The sequence below is a fragment of the Aquimarina hainanensis genome, from assembly GCF_042684685.1.
GTDB classification, from domain to species: Bacteria; Bacteroidota; Bacteroidia; order Flavobacteriales; family Flavobacteriaceae; genus Aquimarina; species Aquimarina hainanensis.
Window position 1 is genome coordinate 504,159 of sequence record NZ_JBHULX010000001.1, and the last position, 15,757, is coordinate 519,915.

Annotated in this window: 13 protein-coding genes and 1 tRNA gene; 11 read left to right on the plus strand and 3 right to left on the minus strand. The window is 36.0% G+C overall.

The genetic code is table 11. The annotated features are described in order from the left end of the window. Positions 1 to 54 precede the first annotated feature (54 nt). On the plus strand, positions 55 to 930 hold the full coding sequence (locus ACFSTE_RS02260; protein WP_176027758.1) for a sterol desaturase family protein: 876 nt from the start codon (positions 55 to 57) through the stop codon (positions 928 to 930). 168 nt (positions 931 to 1,098) lie between these two features. Here the strand turns inward: ACFSTE_RS02260 and ACFSTE_RS02265 are convergent. After that, positions 1,099 to 1,171 (minus strand) — tRNA-Phe (locus ACFSTE_RS02265). A gap of 101 nt (positions 1,172 to 1,272) precedes the next feature. Here ACFSTE_RS02265 and ACFSTE_RS02270 point away from each other — a divergent pair. The 8 genes from ACFSTE_RS02270 to ACFSTE_RS02305 all read left to right on the plus strand — a co-directional run bounded on the left by ACFSTE_RS02270 (position 1,273) and on the right by ACFSTE_RS02305 (position 9,736). Continuing rightward, positions 1,273 to 2,004 carry a type III pantothenate kinase gene (locus ACFSTE_RS02270; protein ID WP_378258280.1) on the plus strand — a complete coding sequence of 244 codons (732 nt, stop codon included), beginning with the start codon at positions 1,273 to 1,275 and terminating at the stop codon, positions 2,002 to 2,004. Beyond that, on the plus strand, positions 2,001 to 3,242 hold the full coding sequence (locus tag ACFSTE_RS02275) for an OmpP1/FadL family transporter (protein WP_378258282.1): 1,242 nt from the start codon (positions 2,001 to 2,003) through the stop codon (positions 3,240 to 3,242). The genes ACFSTE_RS02270 and ACFSTE_RS02275 overlap by 4 nt, the downstream gene beginning before the upstream one ends. A gap of 17 nt (positions 3,243 to 3,259) precedes the next feature. Further along, on the plus strand, positions 3,260 to 4,630 hold the full coding sequence (locus tag ACFSTE_RS02280) for a tetratricopeptide repeat protein (RefSeq protein ID WP_378258284.1): 1,371 nt from the start codon (positions 3,260 to 3,262) through the stop codon (positions 4,628 to 4,630). Then, positions 4,630 to 5,187: an LPS export ABC transporter periplasmic protein LptC gene (gene lptC / locus ACFSTE_RS02285; RefSeq protein ID WP_176027754.1), complete on the plus strand. Its 558-nt coding sequence runs from the start codon at positions 4,630 to 4,632 to the stop codon at positions 5,185 to 5,187. Before ACFSTE_RS02280 ends, lptC begins: the two co-directional genes overlap by 1 nt. A gap of 6 nt (positions 5,188 to 5,193) precedes the next feature. Continuing rightward, a complete protein-coding gene (locus tag ACFSTE_RS02290) occupies positions 5,194 to 5,391 on the plus strand; it encodes a hypothetical protein (RefSeq protein ID WP_254884103.1) in 198 nt (65 codons plus the stop codon). A 3-nt stretch (positions 5,392 to 5,394) separates the two neighbouring features. After that, positions 5,395 to 6,663, plus strand: coding sequence for a hemolysin family protein (locus ACFSTE_RS02295; RefSeq protein WP_378258287.1), 1,269 nt, complete (start codon positions 5,395 to 5,397; stop codon positions 6,661 to 6,663). 184 nt (positions 6,664 to 6,847) lie between these two features. Further along, positions 6,848 to 7,501 (plus strand): lysoplasmalogenase, encoded by a 654-nt coding sequence (locus ACFSTE_RS02300; RefSeq protein WP_378297943.1) that lies wholly within the window; start codon positions 6,848 to 6,850, stop codon positions 7,499 to 7,501. 114 nt (positions 7,502 to 7,615) lie between these two features. Continuing rightward, a complete protein-coding gene (locus ACFSTE_RS02305; protein ID WP_176027751.1) occupies positions 7,616 to 9,736 on the plus strand; it encodes a peptidylprolyl isomerase in 2,121 nt (706 codons plus the stop codon). Between the two features lie 85 nt (positions 9,737 to 9,821). On the opposite strand, the gene galE is transcribed toward ACFSTE_RS02305, so the two are convergent. Next, the gene (galE, locus tag ACFSTE_RS02310; protein WP_176027750.1) at positions 9,822 to 10,838 is read right to left on the minus strand and encodes a UDP-glucose 4-epimerase GalE; all 1,017 of its coding nucleotides are present in this window, start codon (positions 10,836 to 10,838) and stop codon (positions 9,822 to 9,824) included. Positions 10,839 to 10,886: 48 nt separating this feature from the next. Further along, on the minus strand, positions 10,887 to 11,342 hold the full coding sequence (locus ACFSTE_RS02315; protein WP_176027749.1) for a GAF domain-containing protein: 456 nt from the start codon (positions 11,340 to 11,342) through the stop codon (positions 10,887 to 10,889). Between the two features lie 146 nt (positions 11,343 to 11,488). Between ACFSTE_RS02315 and ACFSTE_RS02320 the strand changes: the two genes are divergently transcribed. After that, complete coding sequence (locus ACFSTE_RS02320) at positions 11,489 to 11,899, plus strand: HYC_CC_PP family protein (protein WP_176027748.1); 411 nt, start codon at positions 11,489 to 11,491, stop codon at positions 11,897 to 11,899. A 119-nt stretch (positions 11,900 to 12,018) separates the two neighbouring features. After that, positions 12,019 to 15,744, plus strand: coding sequence for an efflux RND transporter permease subunit (locus ACFSTE_RS02325; protein WP_378258293.1), 3,726 nt, complete (start codon positions 12,019 to 12,021; stop codon positions 15,742 to 15,744). Positions 15,745 to 15,757: the final 13 nt, after the last annotated feature.

Consider the following 15,757-nt stretch of genomic DNA (forward strand, 5'->3'; position numbering starts at 1 on the left):
GAAGTAAGAATCAGATTTACTTTTGTGAAACCGTCTATTAAAGAATTGTATACTATGAGTTTTACCGAGTTATTGTTTTTATTGGAGAAGGCGTCTGTTATGGAATATATAGCTTTTTTCTTTGTTTTTAATCTTTCACTTATTGCAGTTGAATTACTGTTGGATGTTTGTACTGCTAAAAAAAGACGGTGGGGGGATACTGGAGCTAATATTGCTATTTTTATTATGAATCAGTTATTGGATAAAACAGTGGTTGGTGGGATTGGAGTCATTGGGTTGCTTCCGATTAGTCTATTGACACCTCTGGAGATACCTCATACAATTTGGAGTTGGGTGCTTGCGTTTTTTGTGGCGGACTTTACATACTACTGGATGCATCGTTTGGAGCATGAACATAGAATTCTATGGGCCAGCCATAGTGTGCACCATTCTTCTGAGGATTATAATCTTACTATAGCCATGCGATTAAGTATTGTAGAAGGCTTGTTTGAGTGGATGTTTTTAATTCCAATGGTGTTAATAGGTTTTAGTCCTTTTCAGGCAATTGTTTCTCTGATACTGGTAGCGCAGTTTCAAACCTGGATTCATACCGAAAGAATAAAAAAACTGGGATGGCTGGATGAGGTGTTTAATACGCCATCGGTACATAGAGTGCATCATGGTTCTAATGACAAGTATCTAGATAAGAACTATGGCGGTGTATTAATTATATGGGATAAACTATTCGGAACTTTTCAAAGAGAAGAAGAAAAAGTTGTGTACGGGCTGACCAAGAATATCAAATCTAATAATCCGATAACTATCAACTTTATTGAGTATAAAAATATCTGGAAAGATGTGAAGCGCTGTCGTAATTGGAAGGATCGATTTCGGGTTGTTTTTGGAGATCTGCAATGGCGTCCTTCCTATTTTAAAGAAGAGAAGGAATAGGTGTGTTGTTTCAGGATTTAGGTCCCTTATTTTGTTGTTTTTCGACCTGATTTTTTATAAAAGATCAGGTTTTTTGCAATGAAAGCAAGAGTAGGTTGTAAAGAGAAAAGAGAATGTAAATAGGAGCAAAAAAACAAAAACCCGAACATATGTTCGGGTTTTTTAAGGTGGTACCTCCAGGAATCGAACCAGGGACACACGGATTTTCAGTCCGTTGCTCTACCAACTGAGCTAAGGTACCAGTTGCATGATTGCGGGTGCAAATATATAACCCTTTTTTAAATGCACAAAGAAAAAAAATAAAAAATTCATTTTGTACCTTAGCAACTCATAAAAAAAGGCATGAATTTAGTCGTTGATGTAGGGAATACATATATAAAAATAGGGGTATTTGATTATTCTGGCATCTTATATAAAGAGGTTGTAAAATATTTTGACTTTAAGAGAGTTATAACTAAGATCGAAACCCGGTTTCCTGAAATTGGACAGGCAATTGTTTCTTCGGTAGGGAATATGAAAAGTGAAGATGTTAAATTTTTAGAAAAAAAAATAAAAACATTGTTTTTGGATCATCAAACAAGGAAACCATTCGATAATTTATATAAAACTCCCATGACATTAGGAGTAGATAGGATGGCGTTGATAGCAGCAGCAGTAGATCAGTTTCCGGATAAAAATGTATTGGTTATTGATGCAGGAACTTGCGTTACCTATGATTTTAAAAATAAAAAAGAAGAGTATTTAGGAGGAGCTATAAGCCCCGGAATACGATTGAGATATACGAGTTTACACAATCACACGGCAAAATTACCATTGCTGACACTGGAAGAGCCAAAAGCACTTGTAGGTGATACAACAAAAGAGGCGATTCATTCTGGAGTAGTTCATGGAATTTTATGTGAAATAGATGGGGTAATAGAAAAATATTGCAACATCTATGGTGATTTAACAGTTATTTTAACCGGCGGGGATGCACATTTTTTGTCTAAAAGATTAAAAAATAGCATATTTGCGACCTCCAATTTTTTGTTGGAGGGACTAAATTATATTTTAGCTTTTAATAATACTCAATGATAAAAAGAATTTTAGTTACTATATTGGTAGTCACTACCAGTGTGTTATATTCACAACAAGGGACCTCTTCGCCATACTCATTTTTTGGACGAGGCCTTCAAAATTTTAAAGGGACTATAGAAAACAGATCAATGGGGGGATTGAGTATCTTAGGGGATAGTATTCATTTGAACTTGCAGAATCCGGCTGGATTTGGAAATTTAAAACTTACTACCTATTCGATAGGAACAACCTATACCACCTTATCCGTAAAGGGAGCGGATGAATCCTATAATACAGATAATGCAACACTGGAATACCTGGCAGTAGGAATTCCGGCAGGGAAATTCGGATTTGGATTCGGATTAATTCCATATAATCTGGTAGGATATAGATTGACAGAGATAACAGAAGAAAAAAGAAATCAGTTTACGGGAAAAGGAGGAGTGAATAAAGTCTTTCTAAATGCCGGATATCAGGTTACAGACGAATTGAGTATTGGGGCTGATGTCAGTTATAGTTTCGGAAGTATCGAAAACAAAGTTGTTTCCGGGAGGAAAGAGGTCCAATATGGAACCAGAGAAATTACAACTTCCAGACTTTCAGGTTTAGGACTTTCTTTCGGTCTTATGTATAATAAGATGATAACAGATAAACTTCAATTACGATCTTCCGTTGTTTCTTCTCCGTCTTTTGAGATTCGATCCAAAAATGAACGAGAATTAGCAACAATTACTATTGATCAACAAGGAAGAGAATCAGTAGTAGATAAGCAAGATATTACTATTGCAGACAGGGATATGGATATTCCAGCCAAATTAGAAGTAGAATTAGGGATTGGACAACCTAATAAATGGTTTGTAGGAGGAGAGTATGGGTATACGAACTCTGATGATTTTACAAACAGAACAGTAAGCCTGGATAATGTAACCTATGAGAACGCATGGAAATTTGGAGTGGGAGGGTTTTATATTCCTAAATACAATGCCTTAACCGGCTATTTTAAAAGAGTAACCTATCGTGCAGGATTTCGATATGAGGAAACACCGCTGCACATCAATAATCATTCTATAGATGAGTTTGGCATATCTTTTGGAGTAGGTCTACCAGTTCGAAACGGATTTTCGAACTTGAACCTTGGATTTGAATATGGTCAACGAGGAACAACAGACTTTGGCTTAGTGAGAGAAGATTTCTTTAATTTCTCGTTAAGTTTGTCGTTAAATGATAAATGGTTTAGAAAAATAAAATTTAATTAACTAGAATCAATACAGCTATGAGATTTAAAATTATGTTTACAATAGCAGCAGGACTAGCTTTAGGCGCATCAAGTGCTAGTGCTCAAGCTACAGACTGTGCTACAACAGCTTCTATAGCATATGAACATGCTAAGGTAAAAAATTATGATGCAGCAGAGGAGCCGTTATGGAAAGTAAGAAAAGAATGTCCTACTTATAGTGTGGCGACATATCAGTTCGGTGAAAAATTACTAAAACATAAGCTGAAAAAAGCTCAGGGAGCAGATAAAACAGCAATTGCTAATGAGTTGATTGCTCTTATGAAAGAGCGTTTCCAGTATTTTCCTGCTAAAACCAAAGTAGGAGCAATGCACTCTGATATCGGACAGGTGATGTACGATACTAAAATAGGAACTACTGAGGCTCAGTTTGCAGAATTTCATAAAGCGTATACGACAGATAAAAAGAATTTTAAAGGAGCTAAAAAACTATATACATACTTCTCTTTGTTAGTAGACTTGCAAGATGCAGGTAAGAAGAAGTTGCAAGATGTTTTTGAGTTGTATGATGATATCACAGAAAAAATTGAAGATGAAGAAAGTGCTAAAGCAAAAACGATTGCTACACTGACAGAAAAGGAAGAGTCAGGTACGGCATTGTCTTCTAAAGAGAAAAGAAAACTTAAAAACGCAGGCATTAACCTGGCTGCTTATAGTAAAGTAAAAGCAGGAATTAACCAGAAGCTGGGAGCAAGAGCTGATTGTGATAAACTGATTCCTTTCTATAATGAGCAGTTTGCAGAAAAAAGTGGAGATGTTAAATGGTTAAAAGGAGCGGCAGGAAGAATGTCAGCTAAAGAATGTACAGCTGATCCGCTATTCTTCAAGTTAGTAGAAGCCCTTCATAAAGCGGAGCCATCTGCAAAGTCGGCATACTATCTTGGAATCTTAGCGATGAAAGATAAGCAAAGATCAAAAGCATTAGAATATTTCAATCAGTCTGCTGAGTTGGAAACTAAGGCTAGTGATAAGGCAAAAGTATATTTCAAAATAGGAGAAGTGTTAAAGAAGCAAGGTAGCTATGGAAAAGCAAGATCATACTACAAAAAAGCATTGCAGCAAAAACCATCTCTTGGTACTTCATACCTGAGAATAGCAAGTATGATTGCAAGTAGTGCGAATAACTGTGGGACAGATGTATTTAGTAAAAGGGCTGTGTACTGGTTAGCTGCAAACTACGCTAACAGAGCAGCAAAGGTAGATCCTAGCTTGAAGTCAGTTGCAGCAAAAACTGCAGCTAACTATAGAGCAAAAGCACCTTCTAAGACAGATGTCTTTAATAATCCGGGAATATCTTCTGTTAAGATTGGATGTTGGATAGGAGAGACTGTAAAAGTGCCTAAATTATAATGCGAAATAAGAATATTCAAATATTAATAAACATTGTCACAGTTTTTACTGTGACAATGTTTTTTTCATGCCAATCTAACACAGATAACATACAAGTGGCAGCAGGAGTGGAGGATATCCCAATGGCGGAAGGAATCGAGTTAAATCTTAAGTATACGGATTCAGGAAGGCTAAAAGCGATCCTGAGAACACCGAGAATTCTGGATTTTACCAATAGGAATTTTGGATATCATGAATTTCCGGAAGGAGTAGTGCTCGATATTATTGATGAAGAAGGAAAAGTGAGTGTGGTGACTGCTGATTATGCAATATCGTATAAAGAAACAGGACTGATTGATATGAGAGGAAATGTGGATATTCGTACTGCGGATAGTACACATCTAACAGCAGAGCAACTGTATTGGGATCAGAAAATTAGCTGGGTTTTTACCGATTTTCCTTATACAAGTCACCTGCCCGATGGTACCGTTAATAAAGCAGATGGCTTTGATGCTAATCAGGATTTTACTATCTTGAATTCTCGCATCAATGATGGTGTAATGTTTATAGAAGAGTAATGTGATATGATGAAAGTTTTTAAAATTTTTGAATTTGCTTATCTGGGAATAATGATCTTTTTTTTATATTCTGCTTATACTGAGTGGGGAGTAGAAGGAGGAAAAGGACCCCTATATTTGTTATTTGCCGGAGTAGCACTTTTTATGTTTTTCTTTAAAAGAAAATTTAGAAAAAAATTTGAGGCGAACAGAAAGCCTAAATAACCTATGGAGGTAGATATCCTTGTCATTGTTTTCTCGTTAATTCTTTCTGCTTTTTTTTCAGGAATGGAAATCGCATATGTGTCATCTAATAAAATACATATAGAAATAGAGAAAAAACAAGGAGATTTCTTGTCTAAAATCCTAACCAGACTTACTAAAAAACCTTCCAGATTTATAGCTACTATGTTAGTGGGGAATAACATCGCACTGGTTATTTATGGTTTGTTTATGGGAAAGCTGCTAGTGGGGGTTTTGTCGGGGTATTATCCAGAGGTAAGTCCAAGTTTATTATTGTTGTTCCAAACGATTATTACTACTGGGATTATCTTGTTGACAGCAGAGTTTCTACCCAAAGTGTTTTTTCAGATATATTCCAATACCTTGTTAAAGGTGTTTTCGTTTCCTGCCTATGTGTTTTATGTGGTTTTTACGCCTATTTCCTTATTTGTGATTTGGGTATCTGATGTAGTATTGAAAACGTTTTTTAAGACAAAAGGAGATGATGTTCGATTAGCATTTAGTAAGACAGAATTGGGAGATTATATCACAGAACAGATGGAAACAGTAGAAGAACATGATGAAATAGATAGTGAGATTCAGATATTTCAGAATGCGTTGGAATTTTCAGACGTGCGATCAAGAGAAGTCATGGTTCCCAGAACAGAGATCATCGCAATAGAAGTAAGACAGTCAGTAGAAGAGATTAGTAAACTCTTTATAGAGACTGGGCTTTCTAAAATTATTGTGTATAATAGTACGATTGATGATGTTATAGGATATGTTCACTCTTTTGAACTGTTTAAAAAGCCTAAGTCTTTAAAATCGGTTTTGATGCCGGTTGTTTTTGTGCCGGAGACAATGTATGTCAAAGATGTACTTAATCTATTGACCAAGAAACATAAAAGTGTTGCAGTGGTAATTGATGAGTATGGAGGAACAAGCGGGATTATTACGATAGAGGATATTGTAGAGGAGTTGTTTGGGGAAATTGAAGATGAGCACGATACTGTAGAGAAAGTAGAAGAACAATTAGAAGAACGTAAATATCGTTTTTCGGCTAGATTAGAAGTAGATTACCTTAATGAAACATATAAGCTGGATCTTCCTGAGAGTGAATATTACGAAACTCTCGGAGGGATGATTGTGAATCATACAGAAGAAATACCTGAAGAAGGTGATGTTGTGCGTATCGGGGATTTTCAAGTAGATATCATAGAAACCTCAAATACCAAAATTGAAATTGTAGAGTTGCAATTAACTCCCGAAGAGTAGTTTATTGAAAAAAGAGTGTTTGCTCGATTATTGGGGTTTGTATAGTAATGCGAAACCTGAGTTAGGATGTTTTGCTGCAAGGTGAAATTGTAACAAAAACTCATGCTTGGGAATATAATAATAGGGTATGAGGTTGAAAATATCTTCAGCTGTTTTCGGGATAGTTTATCTGTTGTTTGTACTGATGGACTTATTAGCAATTTATGCAGCAATCCATGTGTATAGGTGTATAACAAAGCCCTTAATAATGTTTTCTCTTATCGTTTGGGTAGTTTTTTGTAAATCCAAATTGTCTGATATGTTGAAAAAACAAATGGTTTTAGCGTTGGTTTTTTCACTTTTAGGAGATGTATTCCTGTTGTTTGATGCCTATTCAAATTTATACTTTTTAGCTGGTTTGTTTTCTTTTTTATGTGCGCATCTTAGTTATATTTTTATTTTTTGGAAAAAAAGAGGTAGAAAAAAGAAGCAATACTTTTTAATATTAATGACGCTCTATGGAGTAGGGTTGTATAGCTTTTTGTTTCCATATTTGGGAGAAATGAGATATCCAGTACTGGTTTATACATTGGTTATCTTAATGATGGGATTGACAGCTTATCATAGGCGTAATGAAGCATTCATTAGTTACAAGAAGGTAATGATTGGTGTAATCTTATTCATAATTTCGGATAGTATATTGGCTGTGCGATTATTTGTTGTTGACTTTTTTATGGTTGATTATTTAGTGATGATTACGTATGCACTGGCACAGTTTTTTATAATTTTTGGGATCTTAGCACAAGAAGATAAGGACTTTGGTCGTTATCAAGGAAAAATAACTAAAGAAATGAAGTAAAATATAGTGGATTGAAAGGTTTAAAAAGGTTCTTCAGACTTTTTAATCTTTAATTGGTATTATTCTAATAAAAATGGTATTTTCGCCCACTGTATTTCAATAAATCAACTTACAATGGCAGTTTTAAATAAAATCAGACAGCGTTCCGTTTTTTTAATTGTGATTATAGCCTTAGCGCTTTTCTCATTTGTTTTAGCGGATTTATTCCGTAATGGAGGTGCAATATCTCAAAAAGATCAAAACACAATCGCAACAATTAATGGAGAAGATATTGATAGAACTGAGTTTGCTAGAAAGGTAGAAGCCGCTTCCAGGAACTTTGGTGCAAATGGTTCCAGTATTCAGGCAATGAATTATGTTTGGAATCAAGAGCTGAGAGAAGTGATTTTAGCAGAGCAATTTGATAATTTAGGAATTGCAGTAGGTCCTGATGAGGTGAATGAGTTATTAGCGCAATCATTGGCTAGTAATCCTACATTTCAGAATGATGCAGGAGTTTTTGATAAAGCAAAACTACAGGAGTATGTAGCGAATATCAAAGCAACTTCTCCTCAAGCGTACCAGCAGTGGTTAGATTATGAAGCTTCTGTGAGCAAAGGAGCTAGAGAAGCTGCTTATATGAATATGATAAAGGCAGGAGTGGGAGCAACGCTAAAAGAAGGAGAGTTGGCATATAAAATGGAAAACGATAAAGTAGACATTAAGTATGTACAATTGCCATATTCAAGTATTCCTGATACAGAAGCAGAAGTTTCTGATTCTGAAATTAAAGCGTACATAAGTAAACACCCAGAGTTGTATAAAGCAGAAGCTTCAAGAAGTATTCGTTATGTGATGTTTAAAGAAGAAGCAAGTAAAGAAGATATCGATGCAATCAAGGGAGAAGTAGCTGCTTTATTAGATGACAAAGCAGAATTTAATAGTAATACCAAACAAACAGATACAGTTGCTGGGTTTAGAAATACTAAAAATGTTGAAGATTTTGTAAATGCAAATTCTGCCGTAAAATATATTGACGCATACTCATTCAAAAAAGACTTGCCAGCTTCAATTGCCGATACTCTATACAATACACCTGTAGGAGGGATATACGGACCATATGAGGATGGAGGTTTCGTAAAAGTGACAAAAGTCGTTGCAGAGCGTCAAATGGTTGATTCTGTAAAAGCAAGTCATATTCTTGTTGCCTGGAAAGGGTTAAGCACCGGAGCAGGATTAGAAAGAACCAAAGAGGATGCAAAAAAATTAGCAGATAGTATTCTGGGGGCAGTAAAAGCAGATAAATCTAAATTTAAAGATTTGGCAGCTCAGTATTCTGCGGATACTTCTAATAAAGATAAAGGAGGAGATCTGGATTATTTTACATATAATAGAATGGTTCCTGCATTTAGAGATTATTGCTTTGATAACAAAACTGGTGACATGGGAGTTGTAGAAACTTCTTTTGGGTACCATGTAATAGCTATCGAAGATCAAAAGAATGAGCAGAAAGTACAAAAAGTAGCTACTATCGCGAGAAAGATAGAGCCTAGTGAGAAAACGATTAACGATATATTTACAGAAACTACAAAATTCCAGATTGCTACTAAAGATGCTGATTTTGAAGAAGTGTCAAAAAAGAATAATGTAGAGGTAAGACCTGTAAATAAAATCAAAGAATTAGACGAGAATATTCCAGGAGTAGGAGCACAGCGATCAATTGTACAGTGGGCATTTAATGAAGATAGAAAAATCGGAGATGTAAAACGATTTGATATTAAAGACGGGTATGTGGTAGCACAATTAACAGAGAAATCAGAAAAAGGAGTAATGAGTGTAGCAGATGCTAGTTCGTTAGTAAAGCCTATTCTGGTAAGAGAGAAGAAAGCTGCTGTTCTAAAAGGGAAAATTTCCGGAACGACACTGGATCAGATTGCAAGCGCACAAGGGCAAACGGTAAAGAGCGCTCTTGGAGTAAATATGAAAACTCCAACTATTAGTGGTGCAGGAAATGAGCCAAAGGTAGTAGGAACAGCATTCGCATTAGAAGTAGGAAATGTTTCTAAACCTGTAGTAGGAGCTAATGGAGTGTATGTTATTGAAGTGACTAAAAAGACTCCTGCCAATGGATTGGATACTTATATGAGTTATGCATCTCAGGAGACAAAATCCAGAGAAAATGCGGTGAACTCAAGAGTGTTTAATGCATTAAAGGCAGCAGCAGAAATTGAAGATAAACGAGCGAAGTTCTACTAGGAACAGATTTGCTATAAAGATATATAAAAAAGCGCCTTTACAATGTAAAGGCGCTTTTTTATAGGTGATAATGGAATTTTGTTTGTTAGTTTCTTACTTTTTGTTCCCATTTCCAGGCAGAAGCCAGGGCTTCATCCAAACTACTTTGGGCTTTCCATTCCAATTCATTATTAGCTTTGGTAGTATCGGCATAAGCAGCAGTAATGTCCCCAGGTCTTCGTTCTACTATTTGATGTTTTAGTTTTTGTTGAGCTACTTTTTCAAAAGATTGAATAACTTCCAAAACAGTACTTCCTGTTCCTGTTCCAACATTAAATACTTCGTAATTTTCTTTGTTTTTGTCATTAACCAGTCGTTGTAAAGCAGATACATGAGCTTTTGCAAGGTCTACTACATGTATATAATCTCGAATACAAGTTCCGTCTTTTGTAGGGTAATCATTTCCGAATACAGATAATTGTTCTCTCATACCGATCGCTGTCTGTGTAATAAAAGGAACAAGGTTTTGAGGAACTCCTATAGGAAGTTCTCCGATTTCAGCAGTTGGATGTGCTCCAATTGGATTAAAATATCGCAAAGCAATTGCTTTGACATTCGGAGTAACTTTGCAAGTATCTTTGATGATCTCTTCTCCAATTTGCTTGGTATTCCCATAAGGAGATTCTGCTACTTTCACAGGAGCATTCTCTGTGATGGGTAATTCGTCTGCCTGTCCATATACAGTACAAGAAGAACTGAAGATAAAATTAGCAGTGTTCTTTTTTTGTAATTCCTGTAGGATATAAACAAGTGTAGAAATATTATTTTCATAATATAATAATGGGTTTTCTACACTTTCTCCGACTGCTTTGGAAGCGGCAAAGTGAATTACACCTTCTACATCAGTATGTCTGGAGAAAAAATCCTGAACCTTGTCTTTTTCTCTAAGGTCAATTTTTTCAAAAATAGGTTTCTTTCCTGTGATGTTGGTAATTCTGTCAAGTACATCAGGAGAAGAATTTGAGCAGTTGTCTATGATAACAACTTCATATCCTTCATTTTGTAATTCTACAACGGTGTGAGACCCTATAAATCCCAATCCACCAGTAACTAACATTTTCATAGTAGATAATTTGTTTTTCTTTGAATGAGAGAGACGAAGGAACGATATTTATAAGATTTTAGCAACTTCTTGATTTACAAATTCTAAAAAACGTTCATCTTCTTCTGTAAATGGGTCAGGAGTTTCTGAGTCAATATCGATCTGACCGATGTTCTCTCCATTTTTAAACAGAGGAATTACTATTTCAGACTTTACAGAGATGCTACAAGCGATATAATTGTCTTGTGCCTGGACATCAGGTACAACGAAGTTTTTATTAGAGACGGCTACCTGCCCGCAGATACCTTTTCCAAAAGGAATGATCGTGTGATCAGTCTCTTCTCCCGCATACGAACGAAGCTTTAATTCTTCTTTGTCTCCATTTTTAAAATAAAACCCGACCCAGTCATAATATGCTATAGCTTCTTTTAACAACTCGCATATTTGCAATAGTTTGTTGTCTGTTGTTTCCTGTGGATTTGTTGCAATAGCTTGTACTTTTGGGCGTAATTCTTGAAACGTCATGTAATCTAGTTTTTTGGTAAAATTATCTAATTATTTATTAAAAATAGTACTCAATTTGATTTACTCTTGTTAAATCATAGTGCGCATTGTGTTAAATAGTTATGAAAATATAAGTATTATTAACTATTTTTGTAGCGATGACTTCTATGTTACATAAAATAGGATCTTTTGTTTTAGCATGCATTGTATTGCTATCTACTATGTCGTTTACTGTACATAAACATTACTGTGGTAAGATTTTAGTAGATGCTTCTTTGTACACAAAAGCAAAAACTTGTGGTATGGAAGCTATGTATGACATACAAGAAGGGCAGAAGTCATCTATGGAGAAAAAATCCTGTTGTTCTGATGAGACAGTAGTAATTGAAGGTCAAAACGAGCTAAAAACTTCTTTTGATCAATTAGACATGCCTCAGCAACTTTGGATTACCTCATTTGTATATACCTATATAAAAAGATTTGTCGATGTAGAACAGCAGCCATTATTGTATCTGACACATTCGCCTCCGGAGCGAACCAGAGATATTGTTGTTCTTTACGAAACTTTCCTGATTTGATTTAGTACCTATTAATAAACTCTTACTGATTATTGTTAGTAAGAGGAAATTGTATTCTTTATTTTTAACTATAAATAAAGGACGCAGAGTATATTAATAATTACTAAATACTTTTATCTATGCTTAACAAGGGCATTAAATTTTTAATAGAAAATAAGCTGATAGCCTTTTTGTTTCTCATTTTCTTTGTAGGGTGGGGACTAGTACATGCTCCTTTTGATGGGAAGATCACTTTTCTTCCTTCGGATCCTGTGGCAGTAGATGCAATTCCTGATATAGGAGAGAACCAACAAATTATATATACTGTCTGGAAAGGAAGATCCCCTAAAGATATAGAAGATCAGATAACATATCCCCTGACAACTTCGCTGTTGGGGATTCCTGGGGTAAAAACAGTACGTAGTTCATCCATGTTTGGATTCTCTACCATTTATGTGATTTTTGATGAAAAAATAGAATTCTATTGGAGTAGGAGTAGGATTTTAGAAAAATTAAATTCTTTGCCTTCCGGTTTATTGCCAGAAGGAGTTTCTCCCTCTTTAGGACCGGATGCAACAGGTTTGGGGCAGATTTTTTGGTACACTATAGAAGGAAGGGACCCAAAAGGAGAAGTGACCGGAGGATGGGATCTTCACGAAATAAGAAAGGTGCAGGATTATTTTATTAAGTATGCTTTATCTGGAGTAGAAGGAGTATCAGAAGTAGCCTCTATAGGAGGATATGTACAAGAATATCATATTGATATTGATCCGGAATTAATGAAGCAATATAATGTGCAATTAGATCAGGTTGCCAATGTAGTAAAACAAAGCAATCAGGAATCGGGGATACAAACATTGGAAATTAATAAGGTAGAGTATATTGTTAGAGGGCTCGGATATGTAAAATCAATAGAGGATATAGAGAATACAGTGATACGCTCGGAAGGGTATACTCCAATACGGATTAAAGATATCGCCAAAGTATCTTTAGGACCGGCGTCCAGAAGAGGGATATTAGATAAGGAAGGAGCAGAAGTTGTTGGTGGGGTGGTTGTGTCGAGATTTGGAGCTAATCCAATGCAGGTAATCAAAAATGTAAAAGAAAAAATAAACGAAATAGCACAAGGGTTGCCTGTCAAAACCTTGAAAGATGGGCGGGAATCTCAATTAACTATAGTGCCGTTTTATGATCGATCAACGTTAATCGCAGAAACACTGGATACATTAAAAGAAGCGTTGACATTAGAAATATTAATTACCATTTTAGTTATTGTAATAATGGTGTTTAACCTCAGAGCCTCTGTATTAATTTCCGGAGCATTACCAGTTGCAGTGTTGATGGTGTTTATAGCGATGAAGCTATTTGATGTAGAAGCCAATATTGTCGCCTTGTCAGGAATTGCAATAGCTATTGGTACGATGGTAGATGTAGGAGTTATTCTCTGTGAGAATATCATTCGGCATATAAAAGAAAATAAGGAAAAGCATCCTGTGAATGCAGTGGTATATCGTGCAACTTCCGAGGTTTCGGGAGCTATTCTTACAGCAGTTTTAACAACTATAATTAGTTTTATTCCTGTTTTTACGATGATTGGGGCAGAAGGTAAACTGTTTAGACCGCTGGCATTTACCAAAACCATGGCTTTAGTAGCTACATTATTTGTAGCACTGTTCTTTATTCCGCCATTCGCTTCATTTTTGTTTGGGATCAAAGGCGTTAAAAAACGAATGCAGTATGGGTTTAATATTGTATTGTGCCTATTGGGGGTATGGGCAGTTGGAAAAGGATATTTTATAGCAATATTCCTTATCGGTTTTGGAGGAATAGGGATTTTACATTTACGAAAAATAATCTCTTCAAAAAGAGGGGAACTTATAAATGTATGTATGGCAGCACTGGGAATCATTACATTATTAGCGATGTATTGGCGACCTTTGGGGGTGCAATTACATTTCGTCTGGAGTTTTTTGTTTGTAGCGATGTTATGCCTCGGAACTTTAGGAAGTTTTATGATCTTTAGAAATTATTATACGAAGATATTATATTGGGCTTTACAGCATAAATCATTGTTTTTGGTGTTTCCGATAATGATTCTATTTTTTGGGATATATGTTTGGAAGCAAACAGGAAAAGAATTTATGCCAGCATTGGATGAGGGAGCATTCTTATTGATGCCGACTTCGATGCCACATTCGGGAGTTTCTGAGAATAAAAAAATAGTGCAACAATTAGATATGGCTGTTGCCGGAATTCCTGAAATAGAGACAGTGGTGGGGAAGGCAGGTAGAATAGAATCTGCTCTGGATCCAGCACCCTTGTCAATGTATGAAAATATCATTATCTACAAGCCGGAATATATAGAAAATAAAGAAGGAATTCCACAAAAGTTTAGGATTGATGAAGAAGGAGCTTTTTTATTGAAGAACGGAGGAGTGACTAAGAACCCTAATAATGAAACTACAAAAGGGGTGCAATCTGTAGATTTTCCAGTGGCTCAGCGAAAACTAATCCCTGATGAGGAGGGAGCATATTATAGAAACTGGAGACCAGAGATCACGACTACACATGATATATGGAATGAAATTGTCCGAGTAACGAAGCTTCCGGGGGTAACCTCAGCACCCAAATTACAGCCTATAGAAACTCGCTTAGTGATGTTACAAACTGGGATGAGGGCTCCGATGGGGATTAAAATAAAAGGACAAAACTTGGAAGAAATCGAAGCCTTTGGAATTCAGTTAGAAACTGTATTAAAAGAGGTGGAAGGAGTAAAAACAGAAGCCGTTTTTGCAGAACGAATCATAGGGAAACCCTATCTTCTGATTGATGTAGACAGAGATAAGATCGCTCGTTATGGAATTACTGTAGCAGCAGTGCAACAAGTATTGGAAATAGCTGTAGGAGGAAAAATACTTACTCAAACTATAGAAGGAAGAGAACGCTATGCTGTTCGTGTACGTTACCCCAGGGAGTTAAGAAGTCATCCTGAAGATTTAAAAAATGTTTACGTTCCAGTAGAAAAAGGAGACCCGGTACCTCTGAGCGAATTGGTGACTATCCGGTATGAGCAAGGAGCACAAGCTATAAAAAGTGAGGATACATTTTTGGTAGGAGCTGTATTGTTTGATAAAAAAGCAGGGTTCGCAGAGGTTGATGTAGTGGAAAAAGCACAACGGTTGATCACAGAGAAGATCACTGTAGGGGAGATACAGGTTCCTTCAGGGATTAGTTATCGTTTTACAGGAACCTATGAAAATCAAATCAGGGCAGAAAAAACCCTGTCAATTGTAGTGCCTTTAGCTTTATTGATGATCTTTTTGATTCTGTATTTTCAGTTTAGATCAATAAGCATTTCGTTGATGGTCTTTACAGGAGTGGCAGTAGCATTTGCTGGGGGATTTATGATGATTTGGTTATATGATCAGCAATGGTTTCTCAATGTAGAGATACTGGGAGTTAACCTTCGTACGCTCTTTAATATACAAACCATTAATCTCAGTGTAGCAGTATGGGTTGGTTTTATCGCATTATTTGGAATAGCAACCGATGATGGAGTAGTAATGGCTACATATCTGAAACAAACATTTGATAAAAATACCCCTGCAACCCGGGAAGAAATTCATAGGTCAGTAATAGAAGCGGGAGAAAAACGGATAACCCCCTGTCTGATGACTACAGCGACAACGATTTTGGCATTAATCCCTATTCTTACTGCAACGGGAAGAGGAAGTGATATCATGATTCCAATGGCGATTCCGAGTTTTGGAGGAATGGTCATTGCTTTAGTGACGCTATTCGTAGTACCTGTTCTATTTAGCTGGAAAAAAGAAATTTCGATACGAAGTAGTAAAGAAAATAAATAATTAATAGTGTGAG